General features: G+C 38.9%; 15 protein-coding genes. 5 read left to right on the top strand and 10 right to left on the bottom strand.

What is annotated here, in order from left to right; translation table 11 throughout:
• Positions 1-192 precede the first annotated feature (192 nt).
• From HMPREF3108_RS02620 to HMPREF3108_RS02610, 3 genes are all read right to left on the bottom strand, one after another.
• Complete coding sequence (locus HMPREF3108_RS02620) at positions 193-507, bottom strand: hypothetical protein (protein WP_256262213.1); 315 nt, start codon at positions 505-507, stop codon at positions 193-195.
• Positions 508-657: 150 nt separating this feature from the next.
• Entirely contained in the window at positions 658-1836 is a 1179-nt protein-coding gene (locus HMPREF3108_RS02615; protein ID WP_048780189.1) for a pyridoxal phosphate-dependent aminotransferase, read from the bottom strand.
• Positions 1833-2321 carry a cell wall elongation regulator TseB-like domain-containing protein gene (locus HMPREF3108_RS02610; RefSeq protein WP_048780190.1) on the bottom strand — a complete coding sequence of 163 codons (489 nt, stop codon included), beginning with the start codon at positions 2319-2321 and terminating at the stop codon, positions 1833-1835. The genes HMPREF3108_RS02615 and HMPREF3108_RS02610 overlap by 4 nt, the downstream gene beginning before the upstream one ends.
• 81 nt (positions 2322-2402) lie before the next feature.
• Between HMPREF3108_RS02610 and HMPREF3108_RS02605 the strand changes: the two genes are divergently transcribed.
• Both HMPREF3108_RS02605 and HMPREF3108_RS02600 read left to right on the top strand, forming a co-directional pair.
• The gene (locus HMPREF3108_RS02605) at positions 2403-2849 is read left to right on the top strand and encodes a MarR family winged helix-turn-helix transcriptional regulator (RefSeq protein WP_045504806.1); all 447 of its coding nucleotides are present in this window, start codon (positions 2403-2405) and stop codon (positions 2847-2849) included.
• Between the two features lie 84 nt (positions 2850-2933).
• Positions 2934-3482: an NADPH-dependent FMN reductase gene (locus HMPREF3108_RS02600; RefSeq protein ID WP_125397155.1), complete on the top strand. Its 549-nt coding sequence runs from the start codon at positions 2934-2936 to the stop codon at positions 3480-3482.
• A gap of 226 nt (positions 3483-3708) precedes the next feature.
• Here the strand turns inward: HMPREF3108_RS02600 and yaaA are convergent, their stop codons facing one another.
• The gene (yaaA, locus tag HMPREF3108_RS02595; RefSeq protein ID WP_048780195.1) at positions 3709-4437 is read right to left on the bottom strand and encodes a peroxide stress protein YaaA; all 729 of its coding nucleotides are present in this window, start codon (positions 4435-4437) and stop codon (positions 3709-3711) included.
• Positions 4438-4557: 120 nt separating this feature from the next.
• On the opposite strand from yaaA, the gene HMPREF3108_RS02590 reads away from it, so the two are divergent.
• Complete coding sequence (locus HMPREF3108_RS02590) at positions 4558-5022, top strand: DUF1836 domain-containing protein (protein ID WP_048780198.1); 465 nt, start codon at positions 4558-4560, stop codon at positions 5020-5022.
• Complete coding sequence (locus HMPREF3108_RS02585; protein ID WP_012000697.1) at positions 4997-5644, top strand: PAQR family membrane homeostasis protein TrhA; 648 nt, start codon at positions 4997-4999, stop codon at positions 5642-5644. Before HMPREF3108_RS02590 ends, HMPREF3108_RS02585 begins: the two co-directional genes overlap by 26 nt.
• Positions 5645-5797: 153 nt before the next feature.
• On the opposite strand, the gene HMPREF3108_RS02580 is transcribed toward HMPREF3108_RS02585, so the two are convergent.
• Together HMPREF3108_RS02580 and hemH are read right to left on the bottom strand one after the other, a co-directional pair.
• Positions 5798-6022 (bottom strand): hypothetical protein, encoded by a 225-nt coding sequence (locus tag HMPREF3108_RS02580; protein ID WP_048780199.1) that lies wholly within the window; start codon positions 6020-6022, stop codon positions 5798-5800.
• 86 nt (positions 6023-6108) lie between these two features.
• A complete protein-coding gene (gene hemH, locus HMPREF3108_RS02575) occupies positions 6109-7203 on the bottom strand; it encodes a ferrochelatase (protein WP_070493189.1) in 1095 nt (364 codons plus the stop codon).
• Between the two features lie 142 nt (positions 7204-7345).
• Between hemH and pepT the strand changes: the two genes are divergently transcribed.
• Positions 7346-8572, top strand: coding sequence for a peptidase T (gene pepT, locus HMPREF3108_RS02570; protein WP_070493186.1), 1227 nt, complete (start codon positions 7346-7348; stop codon positions 8570-8572).
• 159 nt (positions 8573-8731) lie between these two features.
• Here pepT and HMPREF3108_RS02565 read toward each other — a convergent pair whose 3' ends face one another.
• From HMPREF3108_RS02565 to rimM, 4 genes are all read right to left on the bottom strand, one after another.
• A complete protein-coding gene (locus tag HMPREF3108_RS02565; protein WP_070493183.1) occupies positions 8732-12076 on the bottom strand; it encodes a pneumococcal-type histidine triad protein in 3345 nt (1114 codons plus the stop codon).
• A gap of 8 nt (positions 12077-12084) precedes the next feature.
• Complete coding sequence (locus HMPREF3108_RS02560) at positions 12085-13017, bottom strand: metal ABC transporter solute-binding protein, Zn/Mn family (protein WP_045635249.1); 933 nt, start codon at positions 13015-13017, stop codon at positions 12085-12087.
• A gap of 324 nt (positions 13018-13341) precedes the next feature.
• Positions 13342-14073, bottom strand: coding sequence for a tRNA (guanosine(37)-N1)-methyltransferase TrmD (gene trmD / locus HMPREF3108_RS02555; protein ID WP_045635248.1), 732 nt, complete (start codon positions 14071-14073; stop codon positions 13342-13344).
• Positions 14063-14581, bottom strand: coding sequence for a ribosome maturation factor RimM (gene rimM, locus HMPREF3108_RS02550; RefSeq protein WP_060553497.1), 519 nt, complete (start codon positions 14579-14581; stop codon positions 14063-14065). Before rimM ends, trmD begins: the two co-directional genes overlap by 11 nt.
• Between the last annotated feature and the right edge of the window lie 66 nt (positions 14582-14647).

Here is a 14647-nt window from a genome sequence, read left to right as displayed (position 1 = left end):
ACGCTTTAACTGATATTAAGGCTATATTTCATCATTCTAAACTTCTACATAAGGAAGCCCTAGAACAAACGCTTTCAGAATTATTCTATCACTTTAAACAACCTCTTACCAGCTAGAGTCGAAGAAAAGCAAAAAGGACAGGCTTTAAGCCCATCCCTATTTTAAAAATATAATTGCTTTTCATTTATATGTTTACTTAGAATCATCCTTTTCAGTCTTAACTAAGACCATACTGCTTTCCGAAGGTTTGATTTGTCCATTCTTATCAGCAGTTATTCCAACTTGATAATAACTTACTTCTTTGTGACTACCTGAATAATGTTCATAAACCAGAGTAAAGTTAGCAGAACCTTGACCAGACAGTTTTCTCTTGGCTGTCGCTCCATCTAACTCTTTTATCTCTTCTTGATTAAGAGTATGACACTCAAGATTTTCAATCGGATTATAATTATCTAGATGCCAGGTTTTTCTAGCTGAACCATTGTCATTGTATAGAATCTGGTACATTTTTCCAGACACTTGTAACTTATAAAAGGGTTCTCCCTCCTTAGACTGAGAAACAGTGGTCCACCTCTGCTCTGGATGAACAAAAGAGCAAGCTGTCAAGCAAAACAGGCTAATTGCCAACATTGCAAAACAGGAGATTTTCCTCATGCTTTAGCGCTCCATAAATTGCTTCAGACGCTGAACAGCTTCATTCAGTGTTTCCAGATCAGTCGCATAGCTGAGACGGACATTTTCTGGAGCACCAAATCCTGCTCCGGTCACCAAGGCCACTCCAACTTCTTCCAAAATAGCTGTGGTAAAGGCTGTCACATCTGTAAAACCTTTCATTTCCATAGCTTTTTTGACATTAGGGAAGAGATAGAAGGCTCCTTGAGGCTTAATGACCTCAAAACCTGGTACTTGAGCTAGAAGTGGATAGATCGTATTGAGACGCTCTTCAAAGGCCTGACGCATAATTTCAACTGTCTCCTGACTGCCAGTTAGAGCTTCAATAGCTGCATATTGAGCAACTGTTGTTGGATTGGAAGTGGTTTGGCCTGCAACCTTGCTCATAGCAGCTATGATTTCCGGTTCACCAACAGCATAGCCAATCCGCCAACCGGTCATGGAATAACTCTTAGAAACGCCATTGATAACCACTGTTTGCTTGCGGATAGCTTCTGATAGACTAGAAATTGGCGTAAATTCATTGCCGTTATATACAAGTCGTCCATAGATGTCATCTGCCAAAATCAGAATATCATGTTCCACGGCCCAGTTTCCAATAGCCAAAAGCTCCTCTGCTGTATAAATCATACCCGTCGGATTGGATGGTGAATTCAGAACCAAGACCTTGGTCTTGTCAGTCCGAACTGCTTCCAATTGATCTACAGTTACCTTAAAGTCATTCTCTTCAGTAGCTTGAACAAAGACAGGGACTCCTTCAGCCATCTGAATCTGATCGCCGTAACTGACCCAATAAGGCGTAGGAATAATTGCTTCATCACCTGGATCAAGAACACTCATAAAGAAGGTGTAGAGGGAGAACTTAGCTCCTGTTGCCACAGTCACTTGATTCGGTTTGATTTCATAACCGTAGTAGTTTGCAAAGTATTGAACAATAGCTTCTTTTAACTCAGGAAGACCACTAGCCACTGTATAGAAACTAGCTTTCCCATCTTCAATAGCTGCCACAGCTGCTTGCTGAATATTTTTAGGAGTCGGAAAATCCGGCTCTCCAAGAGTTAGCGACAGAATATCTCTGCCTTCAGCCTTTAAAGCTTTGGCTCTGGCCGCTGCAGCCAAGGTCACACTTTCTTCCATTTTTAAAACTCGATTAGATAATTTCATAGCCCCTCCTTGCTCAGCAATTTCCTTTTTTCAAAATCGACAATATAGTAACTCTTTCCAGATTTGACTTCCCAAATTGGCCGGCCATTCAAATAGCCAAAAGTCACTTTGTCAATCGCATCAGCTCCATTTTTCCTTGCTATCCTTTCAGCCTCCTTTTTGCTAGCTCCATCACTGAGCTCATAAACGAAAATCTTGTCAGAACCCTTCTCAATCAGGACGGCTTTTTTCTTCTCTTGATCAGTTTCGCCTAGCAGGCTGTAGTAGGTCTTGTCCCCATTATAAATGGCAAAGCTATCAACTTTACTGACTCCTGCATACTTGCGAGCCAACTCAATGGAATTAGAACGAGCAGCCCGATAAGGCTCCATTGATAAATTAAATAGATTTAGCAGAGAAAAGGCAAGCACCGTTAAAAGAATACCTATTCCAATGACGTACTGCCAAATAAGGATTTTTTTATTTCTTTTTCTTCTATTTTTCACTCGTCCATTATACTATAATTCTATCTATATTTCTATCTTTTTCACATTGATTTTAATACTATTTATTGATAAAATATGGCTATGAGAACACTAGAAGAATTATTAGAAGAAAATAAACTAGACCTTAAAACTATGATTGTTTTTAGGAAGGCTGAGCGGACCATACGCTCCATTGAACAAAGAGTCATCAAAGAAAATAAGCTAACACCTACTCAGTTTTCTGTTCTGGAAACTCTCTATAGTAAGGGAAGAATGCGAATCCAGGATTTGATAGACCATATGCTTGCGACTTCTGGAAATATGACTGTCGTCATCAAAAATATGGTTCGTGACGGCTTGATTTCTCGGACTAGCGATCCAAATGATCGCCGTTCTTATCTGATTGAGTTGAGCCAAAAAGGTCAAGACTTAATCGAAGAAATTTTCCCTCAACATATCCTGTGTGTAAAAGAAGCGCTAGAAATTTTATCAGACGAAGACAAAGAGACTCTCATTGCTATTTTAAAAAAATATAAGAATCTAAGCTAAATAATTGCTAATTAGTAATATTTGTTGTAACATATTCGGTAACAAGAGGTCTAACCCTCTTTGATTAAAAAATATGGAGGACTCATAATGTCTAAAGTACTATTTATCGTTGGATCCCTTCGTCAAGGTTCTTTTAACAATCAACTGGCACAAGAAGCTGAAAAAGCTTTGGCTGGTAAAGCTGACGTATCCTATCTTGATTGGTCTCAAGTTCCAATCTTTAGCCAAGATTTGGAACAATCAACGCCTTCAGCTGTTGCTAAGGTCCGCGAAGAAGTCCAAGCTGCAGACGCTATCTGGATTTTCTCACCAGTTTACAACTTCTCTATTCCTGGTTCAGTGAAAAACCTGTTAGACTGGCTCTCTCGTTCACTTGATCTTTCTGATCCTCGTGGCGCTTCTGCTATTAACGAGAAGATTGTGACTGTCTCTTCAGTTGCCAATGCAGGACAAGAACCAATGTTTGCTATCTATAAAGACTTACTGCCATTTATTCGGACAACTGCTGTGGGCGAATTCACCTCAGCTCAAGTCAATGATTCTGCTTGGGTCGATGGTAAATTTATTGCTAGCTCAGAAACTCTTGCAGGACTAAAAGCTCAAGCGGACGCTCTTCTTGCAGCTATCAATTAAATCCAAAAACAACCAATAAGACACTAACCCCTCGCAAAATATTGCGAGGGGTTTTAGAATGCACTTCTGACACAGACATATCGACCGTATTCATCATACAAGGTCCGATACGTCTTGTTAAATTAGATGTTCAGGGCATTTTAAAGAACTTTCAATAAGCGATTGACTAGTTCTAAAAACGTACTTCAGATCTTCATTAGCTCATTGATAATAAAGCCTCACTTTTTCAAACCTGCTTAATAAAAACGAGTTCTTGGTCAGTCGATAGATTTTCTTGGAATACAAAGCCAGCAAAGCTTAATTTCTTGATGTCTTCTATGTTCTGAATTTGTTCTTCTATTAAGGCAGTTAAAAATTGGCCACGCGCTTTTTTGGAGATAGTCGAATGAATTTTCCGTTTTCCATCTTTTTCTTCCATGAATTTGAAGCGAATCATCTTGTCTCTCACCTCTTTAGGAAAGACATCTTCAAACTCACTAGACAAGAGGGAGAGCAGAATTTCCTGATCTGCAACTGCTTGACCATAGGTTTCTGTCCATAGCTTTTTCAATGATTGTTTTTCGACTTTGAGCTTCGTCATAAAGTCCAAACGGTGGGGAGCAATGGGCGCCAAAGCCGGAATCACTCCATACAAGCTAGAGGTAATCAAGAGATGATTTCGGATATACCATTCTTCTTCCTTGCTCAGATCCTTACGCTTAATGTTTCGGTACATGAGACCGTCAAAAAGATAGAGAGCGGGATAGGTTGGCGCAGTCTCATTTTGAAGTTCCTGAATACGTTGGTATTCTTCTTCTGCTTTCTCTGGCCGAATCTGATATAGCTGGGCTAAGTCAGTCATTGAATACTGACTCAAAGCCTGAATAATTAATTTCGTCTTTTCTGACAAACTTTCTGGTTCAATCTGAGTGACTTGAGTATTTAGTTCTTTTGCTGTTGGAATTAAAATTTTCATAGATTCATTATAACAAAACTTGTATTTTCCTGACTATCTTTATGATTTATTCTTGACTAATTATATTTTATATCATATAATCTAGTTATCGATACTAGATTATAGAAAGGTTGATATTTTATGATATCCTTTCCCCTCTGGCAAGAATTACCTGATCTTGATTTATATTTAGACCAGGTCCTATTATATGTTAACTCAGTCAATCAAAAGGCTTTTCCAGGACAGGAAAAAGTCTTAACAGCAGCGATGATTAATAATTATGTCAAGCATGCACACATTCAAAAACCAATCAAGAAGAAATACAATCGCACACAAATTGCTCGGCTAATTATTCTCACAACTCTAAAACCAGTATTTCCTATTCAGGATATTATTGAGACAGTGGAGTATCTAGTGAAAAACCAAGAAAGTTCCGAACTCTTTTACAATCAATTTGTTAGCTATATGAAAGAAGAGCCGGATATGGAAATCCATCCACTTGTTTCATCTGCTTGTCAGACAGTCAAACTCTACCATCAAACCAGACAATTATCTCTAGAATTGAAAGGAGCACATCCAAATGAATCTAACCATGAAATTAAGTAAACGTTTGAGTTTTGGCGAGGAAGTGGCAAATGCTGTTACCCATGCAGTAGGGTCTGTCCTTACTCTTATCTTACTTCCCTTATCAGCTATTTATAGCTATGAAGTCCATGGCTTACTATCAGCTATTGGCGTCTCCATTTTTGTCATCAGTCTCTTTCTCATGTTTCTTTCGTCTACAATCTACCACTCCATGTCTTATGGCTCAACTCATAAATATATCCTACGTATCATAGATCATAGTATGATTTATATTGCCATTGCGGGTAGTTATACTCCAGTTGTCTTGGCTTTGATGAATAACTGGTTAGGTTATTTGATTATTCTAATCCAGTGGGGTACAACAATCTTTGGTATTCTCTACAAGATATTTGCCAAAAAAGTCAATGAGAAGTTTAGTCTTGCTCTTTATCTTATGATGGGCTGGCTGGTTGTCTTTATTATCCCACCAATTATTAGCCAAACGAGCCCGCTTTTCTGGGGATTGATGCTGGCTGGAGGCCTTTGCTATACCATTGGAGCAGGATTTTATGCCAAGAAAAAACCATATTTTCATATGATTTGGCATCTCTTTATTCTTGCTGCCTCTGCCTTTCAATACATCGCTATTGTCTTTACCATGTAACCATCTTTCATCTTAAATGATTACTTTAAACTTGTATACTAATCATAGCAAAAGCTCTCTGAGAAAAATTCTCAGAGAGCTTTTTAGTCAAATATAGTTAAAAATACAATAAGTTCCAAGCTTCTTGACTATCCATAGATCACTTCGGTTGAATTATTCTTTATTTTTTTCTTTTTGAAGCTTTTCTTTTTTAGGCTTTTCTTTTTTAGGCTTTTCTTTTTTAAAAGCAAAATAGAATAATAAGACTGGAAGTAACACATTTGCTGCGAGAGCCCCCATCCTATAAGAAACATCTGAATCAGCAGGTAATGGAGTTACAAAACCATGATAAACAGCAAAAACTGCTAAAATTAAAAATATAACTCTTTTAAAAGACATATCGACTCCTTCAAAATTTGTATTTTACCTCTTCAAGAGGATAAAATTCATTATTTAACAATAAATAGAATAACATACATTCATTTTTAATGATTGATTCTTCCTTTTTTTTCTAGCATTTTCTTAACAAAATAGGGCATTTTTACGTTTTCAATTCCCTTTTTTTCAATTAGTTTTTTTACAAATTCAGGCATTTGAGGCTCATCAATTTCTTTTAATATCTTAGAGCTTGTCTCAGAAGGAGCCAGTTCATCAAAAGTCGTTTGTTCTGGATAGAGATACTGAAAATCATCTCCTTCATGCTTACGAATGGTCGCCACGATTGCAGCAATCAAACGAGGGTCTGCATTAGGCATTGGTGGACGATGATAAGCCACACCAAGTTCTTGACACAATTCTTGACATTCTACATCATTATCAAAAAGAACTTCTATATGCTCACTGATAAAACTAATCGGAACAAAAATATAGTGTTTAGGATGGACAGTCTGATCACGAAGATATTCTAACACATCTGGTTTGATCCAAGGAAGGCCGATATCACTTTCACTTTGCCAAGTATTAGTATATTCAAAAGAAGATAGTCCCAAGCGCTGTGCAATCATCTGTGCATTGTCAACAATTTGATCAATATAAGGATCTTCAAAATCTAAAGCTAATAATGGTACACTATGTGCTGAGAAAATAACTTTGAAGCTTTCACCCTTAACTTGTTTATCGATAATCTTCCTAATTTCATCTACCCAAAAGTTTAACAAATCTTCTGAACGGTACCAGTCCTTGATAATATTAAAACGGATTTTCTCACTATGGATGAACTTTTCATATCCCATAACCGAGTAAAAAGAATAATGAGGTTCCAAAATCAGACAGATACATTCTTCAATGCCATCTAACTCCATTTGACGAATAAGGTCTGGAATGAAGGGGGATGAGAATTTATTCGCAAAATAAACTGCATATTCGTCTGATAAAACTTGTCCGACCAGCTCGACTTCTTCTCTCGTAATTTCCTGTAAAGGACTTCCACCAATTAACTGATAGTTATCGTAAAGATGTTGAATTTCTTGGTCTTTTGGACGAACACCTCGACGGATATTGGTGAAAAATGCAGCAACGTCTTCAAAAGTATAACCTTCTGGCGAACCAAAGGTCATCATCAAAATAGCTTTTTTAGTCATATTTCCCTCTTTTTCTAAAGCTCTCTGCTATTATAACATGATATCAGTCAAAATAAGTATGACTTTTCTATTCTTTTCTATTTTGTCAGAAACATGTCAATATGCTAAAATAGATTAGAGAAAACAGAAAGAAGGAGCATTTATGAAATATCCTAATCTTTTAGAGCGTTTCTTGACATATGTCAAGATCAACACGCGCTCAGACGAGACATCTACTACTACACCCAGCACTCAAAGTCAGGTGGACTTTGCTAACAATGTCCTTATCCCTGAAATGAAGCGAGTTGGCTTGGAAAATGTCTACTACCTGCCCAACGGCTTTGCGATTGGAACTCTGCCTGCCAATGACCCCAGCTTTACCCGCAAGATTGGCTTTATTTCCCACATGGATACAGCAGACTTCAACGCAGAAAACATCCAGCCACAGGTCATTGAAAATTATGACGGCGGTGTGATTCCGCTGGGGCAATCTGGCTTCAACTTAGATCCTGCGGACTTTGCTAGTCTTCATAAATACAAGGGGCAAACCCTGATTACGACTGACGGAACCACCCTTTTGGGAGCAGATGATAAGTCTGGTATTGCTGAAATCATGACTGCTATCGAATACCTGTCTGCCCATCCAGAGATCAAGCATGGAGAAATCAGAGTGGGATTTGGCCCAGACGAGGAAATCGGCGTCGGAGCTGATAAGTTTGACGCTGAAGACTTCGATGTGGACTTTGCCTACACAGTGGACGGCGGACCACTAGGCGAGCTCCAGTACGAAACCTTTAGCGCTGCTGGAGCAGAACTGACCTTCCAAGGCCGCAATGTCCATCCAGGAACTGCCAAAGATCAAATGATCAATGCTCTCCAGCTGGCTATTGACTTCCACAACCAGCTACCAGAAGCCGATCGACCAGAGAAAACTGATGGCTACCAAGGCTTCTACCACCTGATGAATCTGACTGGTACAGTCGAAGAAGCCCAAGCAAGCTACATTATCCGTGACTTTGAGACAGAGGCTTTTGAAAATCGCAAAGCTACTATGCAGGCCATTGCTGATAAGATGAACCAAGAGCTGGGCAGCGAGCGTATCAACTTGACTCTCAAAGACCAGTATTATAACATGAAGCAGGTCATTGAAAAGGATATGACACCAATCAATATCGCTAAGGCGGTTATGGAAAGTCTGGACATCCAGCCTATCATCGAGCCCATCCGTGGCGGAACTGACGGCTCTAAAATTTCCTTTATGGGCATCCCGACACCTAACCTATTTGCTGGCGGCGAGAACATGCACGGCCGCTTTGAGTATGTCAGCCTAGAAACCATGGAACGCGCTGTCGATACCATCATCGGCATCGTCTCTTATCAAGAAAAATAAACCTCTCTTGAACATAAAAAACGAACAAGCTAATTCTTTTCGAAATTAGCTTGTTCGTTTTTTTATTCTTCTAATTTGATTAGGCTTTTATGAATGAGATCTCGTCTGATAAATCCTAGTAATCTTATTAAAATTTTCACAGAATAAATCTTTTCTTTATTAGTTGCTTACTTCATTTGTCGTGGATGCCTGTTCAGAAGACTGAGCTGGCTCTTCTTGAGTAGCCTCGCTTCCTTGATCTTTTAGCTCTGAAACAGGACTAACCGCTTCTGTTGGACTGGAACTTTCACTTGATGAACCAGCAGAATCATTAGACTCACTGGATTTCTGATTAGATGAACTATCAGTTGAAGTTTCCGTAGGTTTGGCAGTCTCAGATTCTTTTTCTTCTGATTTAGCTGTATCAGAAACTGGTTTTTCTACCTTTCCTTGATTTTGAAGCCCTTCAACAAACGATTGAACTTCGGCAAGCAACTCTTCTTTATTGACTTTGCTATCTGCAAGCTTATCAAATAAAGTATCTACTTTAGTAAATAACTCATCTGACGCATTTTGTTCTTCAAGTAGCTTATGGGCTGCCATCAGTAAAGCATAAATTTTCTTATACAGTTCTTGATCTTTTGGATTTGTTTCTTCTTGCTGATCTTTAATAGTATCAACCATTTGAGACAAGAGTAACTTAAGCTCTTCCAAGATGGTCTCCCGATCCTTACGTCCTTCTTTAAGATCTGTTTGAAGAGCCAATAATCGATTCTTGTAGTTTTCTTGACTGGTAGAATCTTTAACCTTATCTAAAAGTGTTTGTCCTTGCAGGAAGAGTGCTTGGAAGGTTGCATCAGGAATTTCCACTTTTGGTTGTGGCGCAAATTCACCATAAAGTTCTTTTAAGAAACCGTAAATGGCTGTTTTGTAGTTCTGATCATCCGTTTTTTCGGTATCCAGAATAGTTTTATCTTTAGCTTGACTTGCCTCTCCACTAGCAAGAGCCTTATCAACTTCTAGTTTGGTTTGATAGAGATCCAAGAATAAAGCTTTCAGATCCACAGCCTCGATAAAGGCTTGCGACTTGTAGAGCTTCATAGCTAAATCGGCAACTTTTTTACGTAGTTCCGGTTGCAGGCGAGCATCATCTACAGCAAGATAGAAGGCCTTAAGATATTCGACAGAGGTCATACCTGTCCGGTCTTGATAATCTTGAAGACTGGTCAGAAGCTGATCAATTTCTTTCATTTTTTCTTCATTTTTTTCAACCTTCGCCATCTGCAAATCACTTAACAAGGAAGCTTTATTAACATTGTAGCTATCTGTTTCCAAGCGTTTGATCTTATCAACTAATTCCTGATACTTCTTATCTACTTCTGTCAGTTGCTCAGTCTGGGCATTTTTATCCACATGGATATAATGCTTATCAAACTGCTCTAAACTTGCTAAATAACCAGCCGTTGAGTTGCTCGGCAACTGCTTCATGGTTTCTACAAAATTCCCTAAAGCAAGCTCAATTCGACGTTGCATCAAGAGATCATTTTCGTAGATTGTTCGACTAGCAGCTAGCAGTGAGTCTACTTTCTCTAAAACTGCCTTTTCACTATAAGCTCCGGCCTGATATGCTGATTGTAAAGCAGGCAATTTATTCTTCAAGCCTAAGTTAACCCCTTTAGATTGAACTCGGATGTAATGATTGTGATCTCCATGAGGAATGACAAACTGACCGTTTTCGACTTGAATGCTGTATGGTGACAAACCTGAACGAAGAGCCGTTGTGTAGAGTTCGTTTAAGAAGTCTAACTCAGGATTTCCAGTTTCTAAAGGAATACGAACATGTTCTTTTCTAACAGCATATGGATGGATATGGGTTGGATCATAAGCCTGATCCGGATTATTAAAGACGAAGAAACCTTTGGAAATCTTAATGGCTTCACGAGGAACTCCATATGTTTTAGAGATATAGGCCATCTTTTCTTCATCGCTCGCATCACGAGAAAAACGATCATAATCAGATTTCTCTTGACTTGGTTGAGCAGAATGTTGATGCTTGGTCAACTGTGCTTCAGCCGCTGCAATTTGATCTGCTGACAAATCTTTTTTAAAGAAGTAATGAGCATGACCACCATGTTGAACAACGTATCCTTCCTCATCTTTTGAGATGACATTTTCAGCGTGGAAACCATGGTCATCTTTTTCAACTGGTTTTGTTGGTTCACTTGGTTTAGAAGGCTGACTAGGTGTACTTGTAGCTGACTTAGGATACGTCTTTTGACCTGCTATTGGAATATTTCTTGCAATCTCTTCTTCTAGAGATGACAAGCTACTATATGGGATAAAGTGATAATGGTTCCCGTGCGGAATGGCCACTCCCTCAGCTGTCCTATGGGCAATTTTTGCAGGATCAAAAATCAAACCATCTTTTTCAGCATAACGTTTTTCTTTCGGCATGCTGTAAAGCTTCTGCAATTCATCCTGATAGTTTTTGCTAACCTTAGTTCCTTCATCGCTCGGCTTAGTTACTAATCCTGCTCCTCCAGTTTGACTTGGCTTGGAAGGCTGACTTGGAACAGGAGCTGGATCGTTATTTGCTTGATGATTAGAATTTGCTATATGGCCAGTGTTCTGGTCTTGAGAAGAATTGTTTGCAAGATTCGAATTTTCTTCTCCAGATGGTTTATCAGTTGAAGAAGCCTGTTGATTTCTGCCTTGCAAATAGTTCCAATAAGCTTGAGCAGCAGCTAATTCACCAGCTGATAAGTCTCCCTTTGGAATATAATGAATGTGACCAGCATGAGGAACCAAATAGCCATCACCCGTATCCGAAATAATGTCAGAAGGACTAAAAACATAACCATCGTCCGTCGTATAAGCTCCTCCCCTATTCTGTGATGCAGTATTCACAGGCGAAGTACTTCTTTTCCCAGCAGCAAACGAAGCACTTGGGCGACTGAAGTCCTGCGTCTTTCTGGATTGATTTTGACTTGATTTACCATCCGTTTCGACTCCAGCTTCGTCTTCCTTACCAGGATGAAGCTGACGTTGTCGAGCAATTTCATCGACTGACCGAACATTAGTTGTTTCTTTAGCATTCGTCAAGTATAAATAATACTTCCCAGCTACTTTAATAATATAACCGTCTTTTACCTGATTGACGATATCAGCTTCTTGCAACTGATAATTGGGATCACGCATAATCAATTCTTCACTAAGAATCGCATCAAATGGAACTTTCCCGTTATAGTAATGATAGTGGTCACCGTGAGAAGTAACATAGCCCTCCGCAGTGATTTTAACGACAATCTGCTCTGCTGCAATACCTTCTTTAGCACTAACCTGGTCAGGTTTTAGGTTTTCAGCCTTTCTAGCTTTGCTATTTTGTTTACTATTTGCTTTTTTCTCTACATAAGCGACCTTATTTTTTGATTCTGTCTGTTCTGATTGATGTTGCATAATAGCATATCCACATATTGTTAGGGTCGCTAAGGCCGCAACTGAACCAATGATATATTTCTTTTTCATTCTAAACCTCAATTTTTTAATTCTTTAGCTAATATTTTAAAGTTATCTTCCAAATTCTCCAGATAGGACTTATCATTTTCAGGGTCAGCTTCCAAAGGATTTAATACCTTAAGATTGACACCTGTCGCCTTCTTGAGGGTTTCTGCCAATTTAGAAGAAGCATTGCTTTCTACAAAAATGGTCTTTACTTGATAAGTCTTAATAAAATCTTGAATTTCAGTTAATTGTCTTGGACTGGGCTCTTGGTCAGGAGAAATACCAGAAATCCCAAGCTGCTTCAACCCAAACCGCTTGGCCAGATAAGAAAAGGCTGTGTGTTGCGTAACAAAAGTCTTATTCTCAATTCCGCTAAAAACTCCTTGATACTTCTTACTAAGTTCTTTAGCCTTTTCAGCAAACTTCAAGGCATTTTTCTCATATTTTGTAGCATTCTTACTGTCTAACTTAGATAAGTGTCGAGCAATTAATTGTGCCTCTTCAGCTACTTTGTCAGGATCTAACCAAGTATGAGGATCATAAAGAGTCTTTTCATCAATTCCCTTATCAGCAGAAACATCTTCTAGGCCAGCTACCTTTTCTAACTGCATACCTTCACTAGCTTCAACCACTTGAACCTTAGACTTTTCAAGACTTGGATCCAGACTACCCGCCCAAGATTCTAACGTTCTTGAGTGGTAAACAAAAATATCAGCGTCATAAATAGCTGCCACATCACTGGCAGATGGTTCGAATTCATGAATCCCAGAACTTGATTGGATCATTCGGACATCATTCAAGTCACCCGAGACTTCCTTCACCATAGAATAGATAGGATAAAAACTTGTAACAATTTTGAGCCCCTTATGACTCTGAGGTGGACTCGATTCCTTTTTTGTGCAAGCTACAAGTGAGACCCCTACTATCACAAGAGCTATTAAACGAAGTATTCTTTTAATTTTCATAAAACTCCTTAACCAGTTCAATAATTAGTCAAATGAACAGCTATTTCTAAAACACTAAAACATGTCTTAAAAACAGCTTTTTCCATTTTTTTCTTAACCAGTTTATTAACCAGTTAACATATTACGCTTTTTGGGCTATCCTGTCAAGTATTTTTTTCATATTTTTAAAGATATTCGTCTTTTCTCAGAAACCTTATGACAACAAAAAAGCCACCAATGGTGACTTTTGGGGAGATTATTATGAAAAAGATTAGGATACTATCAAATAAAATTAGGAGTTTTTATTTGATGGTTACAGTATAGAACAGGCGTCTTAAACTATTCTTAAAAATTTTCTCTTTCTAAAGATTCTTTTATTTGATCCAAAAATGCTGTTTCTTCTTCTGTGAAATCATAATCTTCCAAGAGATCAGGCCGTCTTAAATAGGTCTTTTTCAGACTTTCATAGAGACGCCACTTGCGGATGTTTTCATGATGGCCGCTCATGAGGACTTCCGGAACGACCATACCCCGATATTCATAGGGTCGAGTGTACTGAGGATACTCTAAGAGGCCAGACGAAAAACTGTCATCTGTATGACTGGCTTCCTTACCAATAACCTCTGGAATCAGGCGAACTGTAGCGTCAATCATGGTCATAGCTGCTAACTCTCCTCCAGTAAGGACATAATCACCAAGTGAAATCTCATCAGTCACTAAAGTCTTGATCCGCTCATCATAGCCTTCGTAATGGCCACAAATGAAGATGAGTTCCTCTTCCTTAGCCAGCTCCTCAGCATAGGCTTGGTCAAAAGTCCGACCAGCAGGATCCAGCAAAATCACACGCGGCTGCTTCTTTTCAATGGCATCATAGGCATCAAAAATAGGCTGGGCCCGAAGCAACATCCCTTGACCACCACCGTATGGCTCATCGTCCACATGACGAGACTTCTCTGCCTTTTCTCGGAAATTGTGGTAATTGATTTCTAAGAGTCCTTTTTCCCGCGCTTTACCTACAATTGAGTGCTCTAAAGGAGCAAACATCTCCGGAAAGAGGGTCAAAATATCAATTTTCATCGTCCAATCCTTCCGGTATCTCTACGTCAACCCGACCTTGCTCAATGTCAATGCCCAGAACCACTGGCGGAATGTAAGGTAACAGCAAATCACGCTTGCCCTTGCGTTTGACAACCCAGACATCATTGGCTCCTGGTTGCAGAATTTCCTTAATCGTACCAAGAAGAAGGTCATTTTCATAAACTTCAAGTCCGATGATTTCGTGGTAGTAAAATTCACCATCTTCTAAGTCCGTCAAATCCTCTTCAGCCACTTTCAGACTAAAATCACGGTATTTCTCAATGTCATTGATATGATACATGCCCTTAAACTTGATAATATCAAAGTTCTTAACCTTGCGATGGCTGGCAATCTCCACATCCATGACAAACTGATCCTTCTTGTCAAACAGGGCTAATCTATTGCCTTTTTTAAAACGTTCTTCTGCAAAATCGGTCACTGACAAAACCCGCATCTCACCTTGTAGACCTTGGGTATTGACAATTTTTCCAACATTAAAATAATTCATCTCGACTCCAACATATTATACTCTGCCTAGTATTTTATCATGATATAGAGGATTGTACAAGGGAGA

The sequence above is a fragment of the Streptococcus sp. HMSC10A01 genome, from assembly GCF_001807785.1.
GTDB lineage: Bacteria > Bacillota > Bacilli > Lactobacillales > Streptococcaceae > Streptococcus > Streptococcus gordonii.
This window is presented reverse-complemented; position numbering and strand designations above follow the sequence as displayed.

Excerpts from the sequence above, each read along its gene's own strand:
- HMPREF3108_RS02620 (WP_256262213.1), bottom strand. The coding sequence starts at position 507 with ATGTACCAGATTCTATACAATGACAATGGTTCAGCTAGAAAAACCTGG.
- HMPREF3108_RS02590 (WP_048780198.1), top strand. The coding sequence starts at position 4,558 with ATGATATCCTTTCCCCTCTGGCAAGAATTACCTGATCTTGATTTATAT.
- HMPREF3108_RS02560 (WP_045635249.1), bottom strand. The coding sequence starts at position 13,017 with ATGAAAATTAAAAGAATACTTCGTTTAATAGCTCTTGTGATAGTAGGG.
- pepT (WP_070493186.1), top strand. The coding sequence starts at position 7,346 with ATGAAATATCCTAATCTTTTAGAGCGTTTCTTGACATATGTCAAGATC.
- HMPREF3108_RS02580 (WP_048780199.1), bottom strand. The coding sequence starts at position 6,022 with ATGTCTTTTAAAAGAGTTATATTTTTAATTTTAGCAGTTTTTGCTGTT.
- trmD (WP_045635248.1), bottom strand. The coding sequence starts at position 14,073 with ATGAAAATTGATATTTTGACCCTCTTTCCGGAGATGTTTGCTCCTTTA.
- HMPREF3108_RS02615 (WP_048780189.1), bottom strand. The coding sequence starts at position 1,836 with ATGAAATTATCTAATCGAGTTTTAAAAATGGAAGAAAGTGTGACCTTG.
- HMPREF3108_RS02605 (WP_045504806.1), top strand. The coding sequence starts at position 2,403 with ATGAGAACACTAGAAGAATTATTAGAAGAAAATAAACTAGACCTTAAA.
- yaaA (WP_048780195.1), bottom strand. The coding sequence starts at position 4,437 with ATGAAAATTTTAATTCCAACAGCAAAAGAACTAAATACTCAAGTCACT.
- HMPREF3108_RS02585 (WP_012000697.1), top strand. The coding sequence starts at position 4,997 with ATGAATCTAACCATGAAATTAAGTAAACGTTTGAGTTTTGGCGAGGAA.
- hemH (WP_070493189.1), bottom strand. The coding sequence starts at position 7,203 with ATGACTAAAAAAGCTATTTTGATGATGACCTTTGGTTCGCCAGAAGGT.
- HMPREF3108_RS02565 (WP_070493183.1), bottom strand. The coding sequence starts at position 12,076 with ATGAAAAAGAAATATATCATTGGTTCAGTTGCGGCCTTAGCGACCCTA.
- rimM (WP_060553497.1), bottom strand. The coding sequence starts at position 14,581 with ATGAATTATTTTAATGTTGGAAAAATTGTCAATACCCAAGGTCTACAA.